The sequence below is a fragment of the Xenorhabdus sp. SGI 60 genome, from assembly GCF_056632175.1.
This window is the reverse complement of record NZ_CP196860.1, coordinates 3,620,865-3,636,624: the sequence shown is the minus strand read 5'-3', so window position 1 is coordinate 3,636,624 and position 15,760 is coordinate 3,620,865. Positions and strand designations below refer to the sequence as shown.

The following is a 15,760-nucleotide window of genomic DNA, read 5'->3' as shown; positions in this document are numbered from 1 at the left end:
ATTAAGGCGTTCGCTTTGCATAACAAGTATAGTTCGATGCTAAATGAAAACCTACAGTATGTCGGTATACGTCAGGCTATGAGTAATAGATTTACTATATATATAACATTTATAGATACATATAGGATTGTTTTTAGCCTTAGTTTAGGATTTTTTCTTGAAGAATATATATAATTTAAGTAATCCTCCCTTTTTTCTACCCCCTCTGTAAAATAGGTATTTTGAATTTTTCAGAACTTTACTGCAATTTTATTTTTCTCTGTTTGACGTGTAAAACAATTTTATAAAACCATGATTCAGTATAGGAGAATGCAAGTATACTTGGTTGTATTGGGTGCACGTATTTTATTAACACTTGGAATCATGTCGTTAAATTAAAAAAATCAGGAAAATAAATTTAGTAATTTAAGAAATATAGTATATTGGGTTTTTGAAATTCTTATAAATCATTACTGTTTACAGAGGTGAAGGTTATCCCCCCCCTAATGAAAAAAAAAACGTGTTTTAAAAATTTAATTATTGTTTTTTTTGTTGTTAATATATCTTGTTGTTTTTAAAAAGAAAAATAGTATTGTGGGTAAACATATCAAGTAGCCAGTTAATGCGTTGTAAAAAAAAAGGGGGAAAAGTACTAGGCTTAATTAACTCATATTCGCTTGAATGATATTTTTGCAAGTCCTTTAGTGATGTCGAAGGGATTATAGTGAAACTACACTTTCCGAAGGATGAAATCACGGATGTTATCCGTGCACGCAGTAAGGTCTTCTGGACTATTGGATTATTTACGGCATGCATCAACTTGCTGATGCTGGTTCCCACTATTTATATGCTGCAAGTCTATGATCGCGTACTGCCATCCAGTAATGAAATAACCTTGCTGATGCTGACGTTGATCACACTGGGGATGTTCGCCATGATGGGCGGGCTGGAATATATCCGAAGTCAGGTGGTGATCCGCATTGGTAGCCAGTTTGATATGTGCCTGAACCAGCGGGTTTATACCGCGTCGTATGAATCCAACTTGAGAAACGGTTCCACCGATGCCGGGCAGATGCTCAATGATTTGGCAACTATCCGCCAGTTTCTGACCGGCAATGCCCTGTTTGCCTTTTTTGATGCCCCTTGGTTTCCGGTTTATCTTTGCGTCATCTTCCTGTTCAGCCCGTATTTGGGGTTGTTGGCATTGGTTGGGGCGATCATTTTGATCACATTGGCAGTATTGAACCAGTGGTTATCCCAAGCGCCTTTGGCGGAAGCCAGCCATCTTTCTTTACGCTCAGCCAATTTAGCCAGTACCAACTTACGCAATGCCGAAGTGATTGAAGCGCTAGGCATGTTGCCGGCATTGCGTCACCGCTGGTTTGGTTTGCATCAGCGTTTTCTCAATTTTCAGCGTATTGCCAGTGAACGTTCGGCCGCTATCACGGCGTTGACCAAAACGATACGTATGGCTTTGCAGTCGTTGATTCTTGGCTTAGGTGGCTGGTTAGCGATTGAAGGGAGTATTACACCTGGGATGATGATTGCAGGTTCCATTTTGATGGGAAGAGCGCTGTCGCCGATTGAACAGTTGATACAGGCATGGAAGAGCTGGAGTGCTGCCCGCTTATCCTGGCAACGGCTGGACAAGCTACTGAAAACTCAACCAGAACGCAAAAGTGGCATGTCATTGCCCGCGCCTAAAGGCGTGTTGTTGCTGGAAAAAGTATCCGCAATGCCGCCGGGTAAAACACGGGCGGCTCAAGCCTCGCAAAATGGCTCATCACCCAATAGCCAATATGTCTTGCAGGATATCAGCTTTACCTTGAATGCCGGTGAGGTGCTGGGCGTGATTGGTCCCAGTGCATCGGGGAAATCGACGTTGGCTCGCTTGCTGGTGGGGATATGGCCCGCGCAAGAAGGCGTTGTCCGGCTTGATGATGCGGATATCTACCAATGGAATAAAGATGAGTTAGGGGCATCCATTGGTTATCTTCCACAGGATATTGAACTGTTTGGCGGTACGATCGCGGAGAATATCGCCCGTTTTAATGCTGTTGAACCTGAAAAAGTTATTGAGGCGGCGAAAAAAGCCGGTGTCCATGAATTGGTGCTCAATCTTGAGCGGGGTTATGACACGGTAATCGGCGCGGGAGGGATGGGTTTATCCGGTGGACAAAAACAGCGTATAGGTTTGGCCCGTGCCTTGTATGGCAACCCATCGCTGGTGGTGTTGGATGAACCTAACTCGAATCTGGATGATGTGGGTGAAAAAGCCCTCAGTCATGCAATCGCACAATTGCGGGAGCAGGGGAAAACCGTGGTCGTTATCACTCACCGGCCTTCATTGCTTTCGCAAACAAGCAAAATTTTGCTATTGGTGCAGGGGAAAATGAAAATGTTTGGCCCTTCCCAGCAAGTGATGGCAGCGCTGTCTCAATCTTCGTCACAGTCACAGTTAAAAGCGGTCGAACGTGCCTCGTAACATGATTCAGCCATATTTCAATCCTTGGGATATTTCGATCTGGGAGTAAAGATGTCTTATCAGACTAACGCAAAGGATGCCCAAAACGAGGTGTCGGAATTATTGCCGCTGGATGCAAATCGTTACCTGCGAATAGGTTGGCTGATTATAGGGATCGGCATTGTCGGGTTTTTCATCTGGGCAGCATTTGCGCCACTCGATAAAGGGGTGGCTTCTTCTGGTGCTGTCGTGGTTGATGGCAATCGCAAAACGGTACAATCCCCTGTTAATGGCATTATCAGACAAATCCAGGTGAAAGAAGGGGATCACGTCAAGGCCGGGCAGGTTTTGGTTCAGCTCAGTCAGGTACAGGTTAATGCGCAAATTGATTCCCTGAAACAGCAGCTTTATACCACTTTGGCTACAGAAGCCCGGCTTTTGGCAGAACAGCGAGGTCAGGATGCGGTTGTTTTTCCGCCTACGCTACTGAATCAGCAGTCGGAGCCACGCATCAATGAAATTCTGGCCTTGCAGAAACAGCTCTTTTTATCACGTCGTGAGATGCTGCGTAGTGATCTGGCGGGAATGCAGCAGGCCGAAGAGGGACTGAATTTTCAAATCAGGGGATTGCGGGAAGCGCTGGTAAGTAAACAGCAGCAACAAGTTTCGCTTAAAGAACAGGTGACAAATTTGCGGCCTTTGACTGAAGAGGGCTATTTTCCCCGTAACCGTTATCTGGAATTACTGCGTAGCCAAAGTGAATTAAGTGGCAGCATGGCGGAGATGACAGGGAGAATTGGCCAGCTTGAAAAGCAGCGGCAGGAAACGCAGCAGCGGATTATCCAGCGTCAGGCAGATTACCAACGTGAAGTGCGCAGCCAGTTGGCCGATGTACAGGTTCTGGCGAATGAGCTTAGAAATAAGCTGGAAACGGCACAATTTGATTTGTCACACACTTCTATTATTGCGCCAGTGGATGGCTCAGTGGTTGGATTAACCGTATTTACCCAAGGTGGTGTCGTGGCTGCTGGTGAGAAACTAATGGAGATCCTGCCAACTCAGCGTGCGCTGGAAGTTGAGGCGCGTTTGATGGTGAACCTGATTGATAAAGTTACCGTAGGGCAAGATGTCGATTTGATGTTTACGGCGTTTAACCAGAACCGGACACCGAAAGTCACGGGCAAGGTGATGGTGGTTTCGGCTGACCGTTTGGTGGATGAGCGTACAAGAGAGCCATATTATCAGATGCGATTGAAAGTCAGTCCTGAAGGCATGGAGAAACTGGCAGGATTAAATATCAAACCGGGGATGCCGGTTGAGGTATTCATCAAAACAGGTTCGCGTTCGTTGTTGAGTTATCTGTTCAAGCCATTAATGGACAGGGCGTCTACCTCGCTGATTGAGGAGTAATGGGGATGTTGATGTATCACAATATTGCCAATAGCCGGACCCTATTTTTTAAGCAGGTATTGCCAGTATCGATATTATTATGGCTGCTGGTGTTATTTCCCCGTTTTGCCAGTGCGCTTTCCTTAACGGAGGCTTATGCGCTGGCCTTGCAGCACGATCCAACGTTTCAGGCTGCGATCAAAGAACAGGAAGCGGGGCAGGAGGAGAAAAACCTTGGGCTGGCGGAATTGTTGCCCAAGCTATCTTTTAGTTACCAGAATGTCCCAAGAATTGGCAAAAGATGGACTCACAATCTTTAGACCAGCGGGGAAGGGTCGTCAAGGAGAGCCGTGACCGGCAGTATGATAGCTATAGTGGTGCGATTATTTTGACCCAGCCGGTGATCGATTTTGAGGCATGGGCGCGTTACCGAACCCGTCAGGCTTATACCTTGATGAGTGATAGCCGTTTTCGGGCTGATAGTCAGCAATTGGCGGTCAGGGTAGTGAACAGTTATGTGGCGGTCGCTTATGCGCAGGATCGGTTGGCACAGGTTGCTCAACAGCGGATTGCCTATGAAGAGCAACTGGAACATAACCAGAAATTGTTTTTTTCCGGTGAAGGCACCCGCACCGATGTGGCGGAAACTCAGGCGCGTTACAGTCAGGTATTGGCTGATGAGTTAGCGGTGCAAGATGAGCTGGATGCCGCTATCCGTGACTTGCAGTTATTAGTCGGCATACCGTTGCCAGTAGATGTGCCGGTTAATCGTTTATCCGACTCACCGCAGTTCAAAACCATCAAACTGGATTTAGAACACTACGCCGATTGGGAACAACGGGCATTACGTCAGAATCCACAGCTGGCTGCTGCCCGCCAAAAAGTGGATGTCGCATATCACGATATCGAGCGTAACCGGGCGGGATATCTGCCGAAACTGGAGCTATACGCTTCCCATAGCGAAAATAAATCCAGTAGCGATAACAGTATTGACCAAAAATACCGGACGGATTCCATTGGATTGCGACTCTCCATGAATCTCTATAATGGTGGAGGCACTGCGGCAGCGGTGCGCCAATCAGCCGCAAATTATGGCAAGACTAAATTCGAAATGGATGCACAGACGGGGGAAATCCTGAATGCACTGCGGCGCAATTATAACGCTTGTGTGAATGGTGAAAAGCGGATACGCGCCTATGAAACGGCGGTGGAAGCGGCTGCATTACAAGTGAAGGCGACGCAAAAAAGTGTGGCATTGGGGCAGAGGGTGAATATCGATATCTTGAATGCCGAGCAACAGCTTTATACCGCCCATCGTGAACTCTCTCAGGCAAAATATGACTATATGAAAGCGTGGATTGGGTTATTAAATGAATCCGGTCAACTACAAGCTGAACATATTAAGTTAATTGCTGATTATTTTGGTTGAAATATGGGAGAACGGGTCACACAGAAGAACAATATAATTTATTCGCTTGAGATGATAAGTACGCACAGTGAACACCGTTTATTTCGCCCGTAGGCGGTATTTCTCTTATCTATTGATGAGTCGCAATTGCTGCAAATTACCCTGTAGTGACAGATCGGTTCTTAGTGAAGCAATTTCACGGCTGAGATAAGCCATTTCTTTGTGAGACGCTAATTTCTTTCGCCATTTATCCGGTTGGGCGTCCAGATTTTGGAATAAATTATCCAACGAACCCGCTTGTTGCAGCAGGAGGGCGGCCGTTTTGGGACCAATTCCCTGAATACCTGGGATCTTACTGCTACTGATACCGGCAAGCCCCCAATAATCGGGAAGTTGGTGAGGTTCAACACCAAACTCCTGCTGAATAAAAGGCAGATCCAGCCAGCGTTTTTGGAAGTAATCACGAATTTGGATATTAGGGGAAAGGAGCTGGCAATAGCCCTTATCTGTTGAAACGATGGTGACATGATGCCCGCTATTGGCGACTTTTGTTGCCAGTGTTGCGGCTAAATCATCCGCTTCATGCCCTTGAGCGTGCCAGCAAGCAACCCCCAGCGCGTTGAATGCCTGCTTAATTAAGGGCATTTCTTGCTGTAAGTTGTCCGGCATGGCAGAGCGGCCCGCTTTGTAATCCGGGAACAGCTGATGGCGCCAACTATGGCTGCGATCAGCTTCATCAAATACCGCTACCGCGTGAGTCGGTGATGCATGGGTGATTAACTGCTTTAACGCATGTTCACAGGCAGGAATGCAAGGGCTGCCCTGTACTGCATGGATGCGCCGAATCAGGTTTAAGGCGTCTACAATCAGAAGATGTATCATGGTGAGAAAAGGTATCCGCGCTTTATGTGATTATCTCATAACAGGGTTCATAAGCAGTGCCTCCGGGGAGTTTCATGCGATCCTGCTCGACAAAATCTTTCAACAGGTCATCCATGCGATGCATGATATCTGCATCACCGTGGATCTTGAATGCCCCTTGTTTTTCTATGGCGTAAATACCCGCTTCTTTGACATTGCCTGCCACAATACCAGAAAAGGCACGTCGTAGCGCTGAGGCCAGTTTTTCTGCTGGCTGGTTTGGGTATAAATTCAAGTCAGCCATGTTTGCGTGGGTTGGAATAAATGGCGACTGTAGATCCGGGCTGATTTTCAGTGACCAGTTGAAGCTATAGGCATCTCCGGTTGCGCGGCGCTTTTCTTTGACCTTCGGCATGGCTTTTTTCATAATACGGGCGACTTCTGAGGGGGTATCCACAATAATGCGATAGTGCTGGCGTGCCTGTTCCCCCAGAGTATTAACGATAAATTCATCCAACACCTGGAAGTAATTGGCGCTCTCTTTGGGACCCGTCAAGACCAGAGGCAGAACTTGATCTTTGTTTTCAGGATGCATCAGGATAGACAACAAATACAGCAATTCTTCTGCCGTTCCCACTCCGCCGGGGAAGATAATGATGCCATGGGCGATACGGACAAAGGCTTCCAGGCGTTTTTCAATATCAGGCATGATGATTAGCTCATTCACCAGCGGATTAGGTGGCTCTGCTGCAATTATTGAAGGTTCTGTGATGCCGATAAAACGACTCTTTTTGTAATTCTGCTGGGCATGTCCCACTGCGGCGCCTTTCATCGGTGCTTCCATTGCACCGGGGCCGCATCCCGTACAGATATTCAGTTCACGTAGTCCCAGCTCATTGCCTACCTTGCGCCCATACAAGTACTCTTTCTCATTGATGGAATGGCCGCCCCAACAAACAATCATATTAGGATCTTCTGAGATATGCAGTGCCTTGGCGTTGCGCAGGATGGAGAAAATGGTATTGGTAATGTGCATACCATTTCCCATATCCAAATTATTTGCCTTCTGTGCATCGGTAATTTGTGCGTGGACAAATAAAATATCGCGCAGTACTGCAAAAAGATTGGCTTGCAGGGAACGGATGATTTTACCATCGACGAAGGCTTCTTCGGGGGGATTAATCAGTTTCAGTTTTACCCCACGCTCTCTGCGCAGTACGTTGATATCAAAATTTTGATACTTTGATAGTAATTCCTTACTGTTATCTGTTTGACTGCCTGAATTAAGAACCGCCAGTGAACAGTTACGGAAAAGGCGGTATAAATCACTGCTTGCGGTACGCTTAAGCATATCTACTTCAAGCTGAGAGAGTAAATTCATTGATCCTAATGGATTGACATGCGTAATCAAAAACGACTCCTTTTACCTCTTATGGGGATTTCTCAATAATGATTTATACCCCTGTTGGGTATAACTGACTTCATCCGGCAGTTCGGTTAGGGTACAGACGATGATTACTGGCGAGCTAATCTTCCGGTTGCCGGAGTAAACGCTTCGTTACTGCGCCACGGGTTGATATCCAATCCTCCCCGACGGGTATAACGTGCATAAACCGTCAGCTTTTCAGGCGCGCATAACGTCATTACGTCATTGAAAATGCGCTCAACACATTGTTCATGAAATTCATTGTGATGGCGGAAAGAAACTAAGTAGCGCAATAGTTTTTCCTGATCGATTTTAGGACCTTGATAGCGGATCATCACTGATCCCCAATCGGGTTGGTGGGTGATCAGGCAATTCGATTTTAGCAAATGGCTAACCAAAGTTTCCTCAATGACAGGACCCGTTGCTGCCTGGTTAAGATAATCGCGACTGAACTGATAATCATCAATGTCAATATCCTGATTATCGATGCATTTTCCCTCAAATTCGGCAATTGGCTGTTGGCTGAAAGTGTGGAGGGGATGCAGAACAACTTCAATATTGCCATTGGCGCAAGCAGATAAATCCTGTTGCAACGTTTTTTGTACTGTTTCCCAATCCGCAAAACGAGTTTGGTTAAAGCTGTTGAGATAAAGTTTAAAGCTTTTTGATTCGATAAGGTTTTCACTGGCCGCATCTAAGCTGACGTGACCGATGGCAACTTGAGGAACGCCGCGTGCGTTGAGCCAAGAGAGTTCGTACATTGTCCAGATATCTGCACCATGAAAAGGAAGATTATCAGGAAACAGCTCAAGCGGTTCACGGTTCATACTGCGTGGAACTGCTTGCAATAAAGTAGGATCATAGTTATCGCGGTAGGGCGTTGGTTTACCCAATGTGAGTTGGGAAAGCGCATGATTATCTTGGTATAAAGACATTAGGATTCCTTAAGGCTAAAAAAGCTTATCATTGAGCTAGTCTTTATGACAAAAAGCGTCTTGATGACTAAAAGCATCTGTAGTGTATCAAGGAATCCTGATGGTTCGTATTTTTATTTTTATTACACCTGATTCCCCCCACCAGTTTACTGAACAAATATCATTGTCGCTTTTATTGGCGTAATGGGTGAAGTAAGGGCATCAATGTTATTGAACTTAAATAGCAGGTATATACGCGTTACCTTTCAAGTTGCTCATTAGTAAGACAACATAACTTATTGTTTCTTGATATGAAACCTGATTTCTCCCTCGCTTTGCGGGGAGAAATCACACGCATCTTGAAGTTAGATTGGTATATATCTTGCTATTTATTAACAACCCAACGTTGCTCCACCATCAACAACTATATCCTGCAAGGTAATATGGCTGGCGAGATCTGAGGCAAGAAAAAGAACTGTATCTGCAATTTCTTCCGGTAGGGCAATTTTTTTCAAAGGAATACCTAACTTAAATTGGTCAGGAAAACCATTAATGATATTTTGCCTGGCTGTAGTTGCAGCGCCTTGCCACATATTGCGTAGCATAGGCGTATCCGTTGAACCAGGAGAAACCAGATTACAACGCACACCGTAGGGGGCCAATTCAAGCCCAACGCTTTGGCACAGGCTACGCATTGCCGCTTTAGAAGCACCATAAGCCGACATTTCAACTCGTGGAACATGAGCAGCGTTAGAGCAAACAGAAACGATGTTTCCACTGCGTTGTTGTTGAAATTGTGGAATTACGGCTTGAAAGAGGTTAAAAGCGCCACCAGCATTGACATTGAAACATTGTTGCCAATCTTCCCAACTCAGGTTTTCTGTTCGTCCTGTTCGCAAAATGCCAGCACCATTGATTAATACATCCAGGTGAGGTTCTGCTACGAGTAATTTGCGGCAAAGCTGACTGACGGCGATAGGATCACTGATATCTAACTTATAAGCAATAAAAGGAAGTGCAGAATCGGGAAATGCCAGATCTAATCCGATGACTTTCGCTCCGGCCTGACTAAATCGGCTGGCAATGTGATAACCAATACCACTGCCGGCGCCTGTCACCCAAACATGTTTATTGCTGAAATCAAAAGCTATATTCATAGTTTTGATTCTGAGTTAGTCGTCAACAAACTGAGCCAATTTGCCAGCGTTGGGGTTTTCATTAGTGAGATAAAATCAATATTATGGTTTTCATAGCGCCAGCGTGCTGCCAGTGACATTATGTTTACTGAGTCAAGACCGTAATCCAGCATGTTTTCATGATCATCAATATCACCACAGTCATCATCCAACAGCGGTAAAATTTCAGCGCGGAGACGTTCGCGAGTCCATTCAGGTTGCGGAGATATTTCATTGAGTAATGTTTCTGTCGTTAGTACACGACCACAGCGGCCGGCAATATAATCTAATGCCATGATGTGTTCATCGTAACTGAAATCAGCCAGTGCATCAGCGACAAAAAAAGGCTGGATATCACGCATAAAAGCATCTGTCGCCGTTATCATGCAACCAATATGAGCATAAATACCGCAAATAATTAATTGATCACGCCCCATGTCTTTCAGCTGTTGTTCCAAATCTGAACGTTGAAAGGCACTGTAACGCCATTTTATTAATACAGTGTCATCGCTTTCGGGCGTCAACACAGGAGTAATGCTTTGCTGCTCAGGATACCGATTTATCCCCGCACCCCATATATCATTCAGCAAACCACGTTCTGCATCGTCCTGATGTTTAGGTTGGGCGGTGTAAAAAACCGGTATTCCCTGTTTTTTGCACATTGCTTTTAGATGCACAATGTTATTAACAACCTGCTTGACGAGCAGACTGTCAGCTTGCCAGAAATTGAGGAAATAATTTTGCATATCATGAATGAGTAGGGCGGCACGCTTGCTATCAAATGGCCAATTCACTTTATTGGTTGGTAATTCTTGAGAAGTGGGAAGAAGGTAATCATTTAGTGTTGGAATACTCATTTTGTCCCTCTGTGATACGTTTAAGGTGCTGTATGAATTAACGTGCTATGTGCGATGTGACGTAATTTTTGTTTATCGATTTTTCCGACTGGCGTCATGGGAAGGGAAGGCATATTTTCAAAGCGGTCGGGAAGTTTGTAATCCGCGATACCTTGCTCGCGTAAAAAGCGACGTAATACGGCTGATTTTACCTCTTTGCGGGTGACGACATAGGCACAGCTCTTTTCTCCCATGATTGAATCAGGGATGGCGATCAGTGCTGCATGGATCACCAGTGGATGGCGTAACAGTAAATTCTCTATTTCTTCTGCCGCAATCTTTTCGCCACCACGGTTAATTTGATCTTTTTCCCTGCCTACAACTTTTAGATAACCTTTCTCTGTTTGAATGACTAAATCACCCGAACAGTAAAAACCATTTTCATCAAACACTTGATTATTATATTGAGGGCTTTGGTAGTATCCACGGAACGTATAAGGTCCACGAGTCATCAGTAAACCAGGAACACCGAGAGGTAGTGGATTACCCAGGCTGTCGGAGATCCACACTTCATCATCATCACTTATCGGGCGACCTTGAGTAGTGAAAATAGTTTGTTGGTCATCATCCAAACGTGTGTAGTTAACTAATCCTTCGGCCATGCCAAATACCTGTTGCAGTTGACAACCTAATTCTGAAGGTATCCTTCGTGCCAGCGATTCACTCAGGCGGGCACCTCCTACTTGCAATAACGCCAGACTGTCCAGAGGTGATTTATCCCCTGTCAGAGCAATAGCTTCCAGCCACAGGCTTACCGCAGGAGGAACTAAAGCAGCAACGTTAATCCGATATTGTTCAATCAACGGGAAGCAACTTGATGCACTGGGATCATTGGCCATAATCACTTGGCCTCCAGCATAAAAAACCCCTAATGCGCCTGGTGAACTCATCGGATAATTATGTGCGGCAGGAAGAGCACATAAGTAGCATGTTTGAGGATTGAAATGGCAGATATCAACGCTGGCTCGAATGCTGTAGTAGTAATCATTGTGAGTTCGGGGGATCAGTTTTGGCATACCTGTACTCCCGCCCGATAATTGGAAAAAAGCGACTTCATCGGCTGGAGTGGGCGTCGCGATAAAAGTGTTTTCTTTTTCATTAATCAATGTCGTTAAATCTATCGAACGGTCGCTATCTCCCCGCAGGAATATGTGTGTCAGTGAAGAGTAATGTCTATGCAGTTCGTGAATAAAGGTATTGTCAGAAAAGAGTGAATGGCTACGGTCTGCGATCAATAGTGATGGTTTAATTTGCTCGGCATAAGCGAATAGTTCACTCCGTTGGTGGCTGAATAGGGCATTGACGGGAACCACGCCTAAACGCAGCAAAGCAAAAAAGGTGATATAAAATTCTGCAATATTCCCTAATTGCACTAATGCGGTTTGTCCATGCTGAACACCGCGGCGCTTGAGGGAAGCGGCCAGATTATCCGCGAGTTGATTGAGTTGGCGATAAGTATATTGTTGAGATGAGCAAATCAGAGCAATATTTTCGTTGTCAGCATGACGCCTAAGTATGTCGCAAAGGGGAAGATCAAGCCAATAACCGCGCTGGCGATAGCGTTGTGATAAGGTTTCAGGCCAGCGATTAAACTCAATACTCATAACACACGTTCCTTACTGTCAGATAATCCTAGAGCTTGTAGCATGGTGCCCAATTTCACCCCTGTTTCTTGCCATTCAGCATGGGGTTGTGAGTCAGCAACGATGCCGGCTCCGGCAAAAAGTCGAATATGGTTTTCGAATAATTCACCACAGCGAATGGTAACAACCCATTCACCATTGCCCTTAGCATCACACCAACCGACAATACCGCCAAAATAGTTGCGCTCGAAGGGTTCGAGCTGAGCGATGAGTTCGTAGGCTCGTTCTCTCGGTGTTCCACAAAGTGCTGGAGTTGGATGAAGTAAGCCAGCAACGGAGAGGACATTAGTGTGTTTATTGCGCAATTCACTGCGTATTTCTGTCGCGAGGTGCCAAAGTAAAGGCGTGCTGAATATTGACGGAGAGTCTGGGATCATCAATTCAGTACAGTGTTTAGTGAGCGCGGTTCGGATTGCATCAATCACGAATTGATGTTCATGGTGATCTTTAGCTGAATGGAGTAGTGATTGACGCAACGCACTGTCTTCCAGAATATTGTGGCTTCTGCGTGACGAGCCTGCCAGTGGTTGAGAAATAAGGGTATTACCCTGTTTACGTAGTAGAAGTTCTGGGCTAGCACCAATTAACGTGCTGTTTTCTAGTGGAATATGAAAGTTGTAGCTATAAGGATTTTGGGCATTAAGCTGCGTAAAAAGCTGAATAGAGTTAGGTTTTCGAGCAAATTCAATATCCAGTAGACGCGAAAGGACGACCTTATCAAGCAAGCCATGATGGATGGCGTCAACAGCTTGAGAAACCATCTGGCAAAATTCTTCTTTTTCTGGCCATAAATACCACTGTTGCATTTTTAACGGTGGCATAGAGGATCGAGTGGAAAAATGCGCGGTTTCCTGTTCCAGCCAACGGTATTCATAAGGTATATAGAGGGCGGAAGGTTGGCGTTTATCAAAAGGGATTGCCCCGACTGCAATAGGATTTTTAATTCCCGCTTGTTGAGCTTGAAGGAATAATTGAGATAGATGGTCACTTAATAGATTATCAATATCATCATAATGATTGGCGGGAGTGGTTACTTTGGCAAAACGTCCTCGTGCATGTAGGCTTTTATTTGAAGATAGGAACACAAAATCATCACAACTAAAATCCGATAATTCGGATGTGTGATATTCAGTCATTAACTTAAGCACGATATTTCCCTGTTACTATTTAATAAAAAAAGTCATTTAATACGCATTAATGTTGATAGACGCAATTCACAGTGGCAAAAGCGTTTGCTTTATGCCACTGGAGTAAAGATTTTGTCTTACCAAGTATATTCCACTGTGGCAACGATGCTGCGCCCGCTACCGTAGAAGCAGGCTTCTACATTTGAGCATGAAGCAACATAACGTTTATTGGTCAGGTTATTCACGTTTAGTTGTACATTCGCGCCTTTTAACTGTGGGGAAGCTTCGCCAAGATCGTATTTCGCCATCAAGTCATAGAGGGTATAGGGCTTGACGTGGAATGTTTCGGCATAATCACCGGAAGTCGATCCGGTATAGCGTATACCGGCTCCCAGAGTGAATCCTTTCAGAGCAGTTTGCGTGAAGCTATAACTCCCCCAGGCAGAAGCTGCATGTTCAGGCACTGAAGGGATTCTTTTGCCAATACGTGAAGTATTGCCATCGTCTTTAGTTTTAGTGTCTGTATAGGTATAACTTGCTATCAGGTTAATTTCTGGTGTGATTTGGGAATGAATTTCAGCCTCTGCTCCTTTTGAACCAATTTTGCCAATTTGCTCGCTAAAGCGGGTAACTGGGTTACTGGTGGTTACGTTTTTCTGGGTGATATCGAACAGAGAAAGTGTTAACAGCGTATCACTATCTTTGGGTTGGAATTTAATCCCGATTTCAGTTTGTTCACCTGTTGTAGGTTTGAATGCCGGTGTACCAGGTGCTCCTTGAGACAAGTTAGGTTCAAAGGAGGTGCTGTAACTGATATAAGGCGAAATGCCGTTATCAAAGGCATACAACAAACCCGCACGTCCTGTGAATGCACGGTCTTTTTGTGTTGTTGAGGTGTTTTTGAGCAGGTTTTGTTGCTTGGTTTCAGTCCAGTCATAACGGCCGGACAGAACTAAATTCCAGTTTTCCCAACTGAGTTGATCTTGTACGTAAGCACCTAACTGGTAAAGTTTCTTTTTGTCATTTAAAGAAAGAGATAACTCATTTTCATTGACGGGGATACCCCAAACTGGATTTGACCAATCAAAGTCGTATTGACTACCGCTTTTATACCATCTTCTGCTAAGGCTATCCGCCCATTTGTAATCGATTCCACTAATAACGTTATGATCAATGTTACTGGTTGAGAATAGTGCCTTCAGCTGATTATCCACATTAAATGATTGCGTTTTGTTGTATTCCCTCTGTGGACGGCGTTGGATACTGGTTGGTAGGTCTTTTACATCCGATACATAAACGAAAAGCTTAAAACGCTCATTTGCTCTTGAATAACGCAGGTTTTGTTGGAAAGAGAAAACATCATTAATGTCATGCTCAAAAATATAGCCGATAGAGGATTGTTCCCGTCTGGACTGATTAAAAGAAGGTTCACTGAGATTCATCTTGTAGGGAATATAGCCTGCATTGGGAACAGCTGTTACGGTGCCTTTTTTAGGATAGAAATTACGGAATCCCGCTTTGGGATCGTACTGATAACTGCTCAGCAACGTGAAAGTTGTATTGTCGTTTGGTATCCATGTCAGAGCTGGAGCAATGGCAATTCGCTCTTTTTTATAATCTTTGACAAATTGTTTTTGGGTGCTGACGATACCATTTAAACGATAAAGAACGGGAATGTCATCACCCAATGCCCCACCAAAATCAAAGGCTAATTCACCCAGGCTCTGGTTACCTGCTTTCATCTGGACTTTACGAATGGCCTCTGCTGTGGGCCTTTTGCTGGTCATATTAATCAAACCGCCAGGGCTGACCTGACCGTATAGCACAGATGCCGGCCCATGCACTAACTCTACACGTTCCAATAACCAAGGATCGAGCTGATTACCATAACTCAAGCCATCAAGGAATTTAGGCGCGTAACGAAAACCACGGGTAATCACTTCGTCATTACGGTTAGAAGAGCCGCGGTAGTTAGTCACAACGCCACTTGAATAATTCAGGGCGTCGGCAACGCTCGTTGCGCCTTGTGCTTCTATTTGTGCGCGATTGATGACACTGATTGACTGGGGAGTCTTGATAAGCGGAGTGAGGCTTTTGGTGCCTGCGGCACTGTCTGATTCTACAATGTTTTTTCCAGAATACCCTTCCGTCTTGCTTGTGACGATTAAGGTATCTTCGCTGTTATTGGAAGTCCCATTATTGGCTGAGGCATAGGGAGATAACAGTAAGACAGAAGTAAGCGATAAGAATAATTTATTATAGTTATAGTTTCTATTTGTTCTTTTTGCGGTTTTCAATATCTTATTCTTGCTAGGCAATACCATGGATTTCATCTCTCAATATAGATACTTTTAAAATAATTGATAAAAATCAAAGTTATAATTAAGGCGACGCCACTATGGCTAAGCTGAATAGTGAGGGCCTCCTGCCTCGTTACTCCTGATAATGCTTCATTAACTCTGTTAGCCAGTGATTAAG

The 15,760-nt window shown here is 44.8% G+C and carries 12 protein-coding genes; 4 read left to right on the top strand and 8 right to left on the bottom strand.

Annotated elements, in window-relative coordinates; translation table 11 throughout:
- The first annotated feature begins 703 nt into the window (after window positions 1–703).
- From ACSJJG_RS17185 to ACSJJG_RS17170, 4 genes are read left to right on the top strand one after another with little or no spacing between them, the layout of a single operon-like run.
- Window positions 704–2,464, top strand: coding sequence for a type I secretion system permease/ATPase (locus ACSJJG_RS17185; RefSeq protein WP_481090022.1), 1,761 nt, complete (start codon window positions 704–706; stop codon window positions 2,462–2,464).
- Between the two features lie 51 nt (window positions 2,465–2,515).
- Window positions 2,516–3,853 carry an HlyD family type I secretion periplasmic adaptor subunit gene (locus ACSJJG_RS17180; RefSeq protein WP_481090021.1) on the top strand — a complete coding sequence of 446 codons (1,338 nt, stop codon included), beginning with the start codon at window positions 2,516–2,518 and terminating at the stop codon, window positions 3,851–3,853.
- Window positions 3,854–3,864: 11 nt separating this feature from the next.
- Complete coding sequence (locus ACSJJG_RS17175) at window positions 3,865–4,152, top strand: hypothetical protein (protein ID WP_481090020.1); 288 nt, start codon at window positions 3,865–3,867, stop codon at window positions 4,150–4,152.
- A complete protein-coding gene (locus ACSJJG_RS17170; RefSeq protein ID WP_481090019.1) occupies window positions 4,134–5,261 on the top strand; it encodes a TolC family outer membrane protein in 1,128 nt (375 codons plus the stop codon). The genes ACSJJG_RS17175 and ACSJJG_RS17170 overlap by 19 nt, the downstream gene beginning before the upstream one ends.
- Before the next feature lie 105 nt (window positions 5,262–5,366).
- Here the strand turns inward: ACSJJG_RS17170 and xni are convergent, their stop codons facing one another.
- From xni to ACSJJG_RS17130, 8 genes are all read right to left on the bottom strand, one after another.
- Complete coding sequence (gene xni, locus ACSJJG_RS17165) at window positions 5,367–6,122, bottom strand: flap endonuclease Xni (protein ID WP_481090018.1); 756 nt, start codon at window positions 6,120–6,122, stop codon at window positions 5,367–5,369.
- 22 nt (window positions 6,123–6,144) lie between these two features.
- Window positions 6,145–7,512 carry a nucleotide 5'-monophosphate nucleosidase PpnN gene (ppnN, locus tag ACSJJG_RS17160; RefSeq protein ID WP_481090017.1) on the bottom strand — a complete coding sequence of 456 codons (1,368 nt, stop codon included), beginning with the start codon at window positions 7,510–7,512 and terminating at the stop codon, window positions 6,145–6,147.
- Window positions 7,513–7,616: 104 nt separating this feature from the next.
- The gene (gene queF, locus ACSJJG_RS17155; protein ID WP_481090016.1) at window positions 7,617–8,462 is read right to left on the bottom strand and encodes an NADPH-dependent 7-cyano-7-deazaguanine reductase QueF; all 846 of its coding nucleotides are present in this window, start codon (window positions 8,460–8,462) and stop codon (window positions 7,617–7,619) included.
- 371 nt (window positions 8,463–8,833) lie between these two features.
- Window positions 8,834–9,598, bottom strand: a complete 765-nt coding sequence (gene dhbA, locus ACSJJG_RS17150) for a 2,3-dihydro-2,3-dihydroxybenzoate dehydrogenase (protein ID WP_189759894.1) — start codon at window positions 9,596–9,598, stop codon at window positions 8,834–8,836.
- Window positions 9,595–10,473: an isochorismatase family protein gene (locus ACSJJG_RS17145; RefSeq protein WP_189759893.1), complete on the bottom strand. Its 879-nt coding sequence runs from the start codon at window positions 10,471–10,473 to the stop codon at window positions 9,595–9,597. Before ACSJJG_RS17145 ends, dhbA begins: the two co-directional genes overlap by 4 nt.
- 20 nt (window positions 10,474–10,493) lie before the next feature.
- On the bottom strand, window positions 10,494–12,116 hold the full coding sequence (locus tag ACSJJG_RS17140; protein WP_189759892.1) for a (2,3-dihydroxybenzoyl)adenylate synthase: 1,623 nt from the start codon (window positions 12,114–12,116) through the stop codon (window positions 10,494–10,496).
- Window positions 12,113–13,303, bottom strand: a complete 1,191-nt coding sequence (locus ACSJJG_RS17135; RefSeq protein ID WP_282885583.1) for an isochorismate synthase — start codon at window positions 13,301–13,303, stop codon at window positions 12,113–12,115. The genes ACSJJG_RS17140 and ACSJJG_RS17135 overlap by 4 nt, the downstream gene beginning before the upstream one ends.
- 116 nt (window positions 13,304–13,419) lie before the next feature.
- Window positions 13,420–15,606: a TonB-dependent siderophore receptor gene (locus ACSJJG_RS17130; protein ID WP_189759891.1), complete on the bottom strand. Its 2,187-nt coding sequence runs from the start codon at window positions 15,604–15,606 to the stop codon at window positions 13,420–13,422.
- Window positions 15,607–15,760 lie beyond the last annotated feature (154 nt).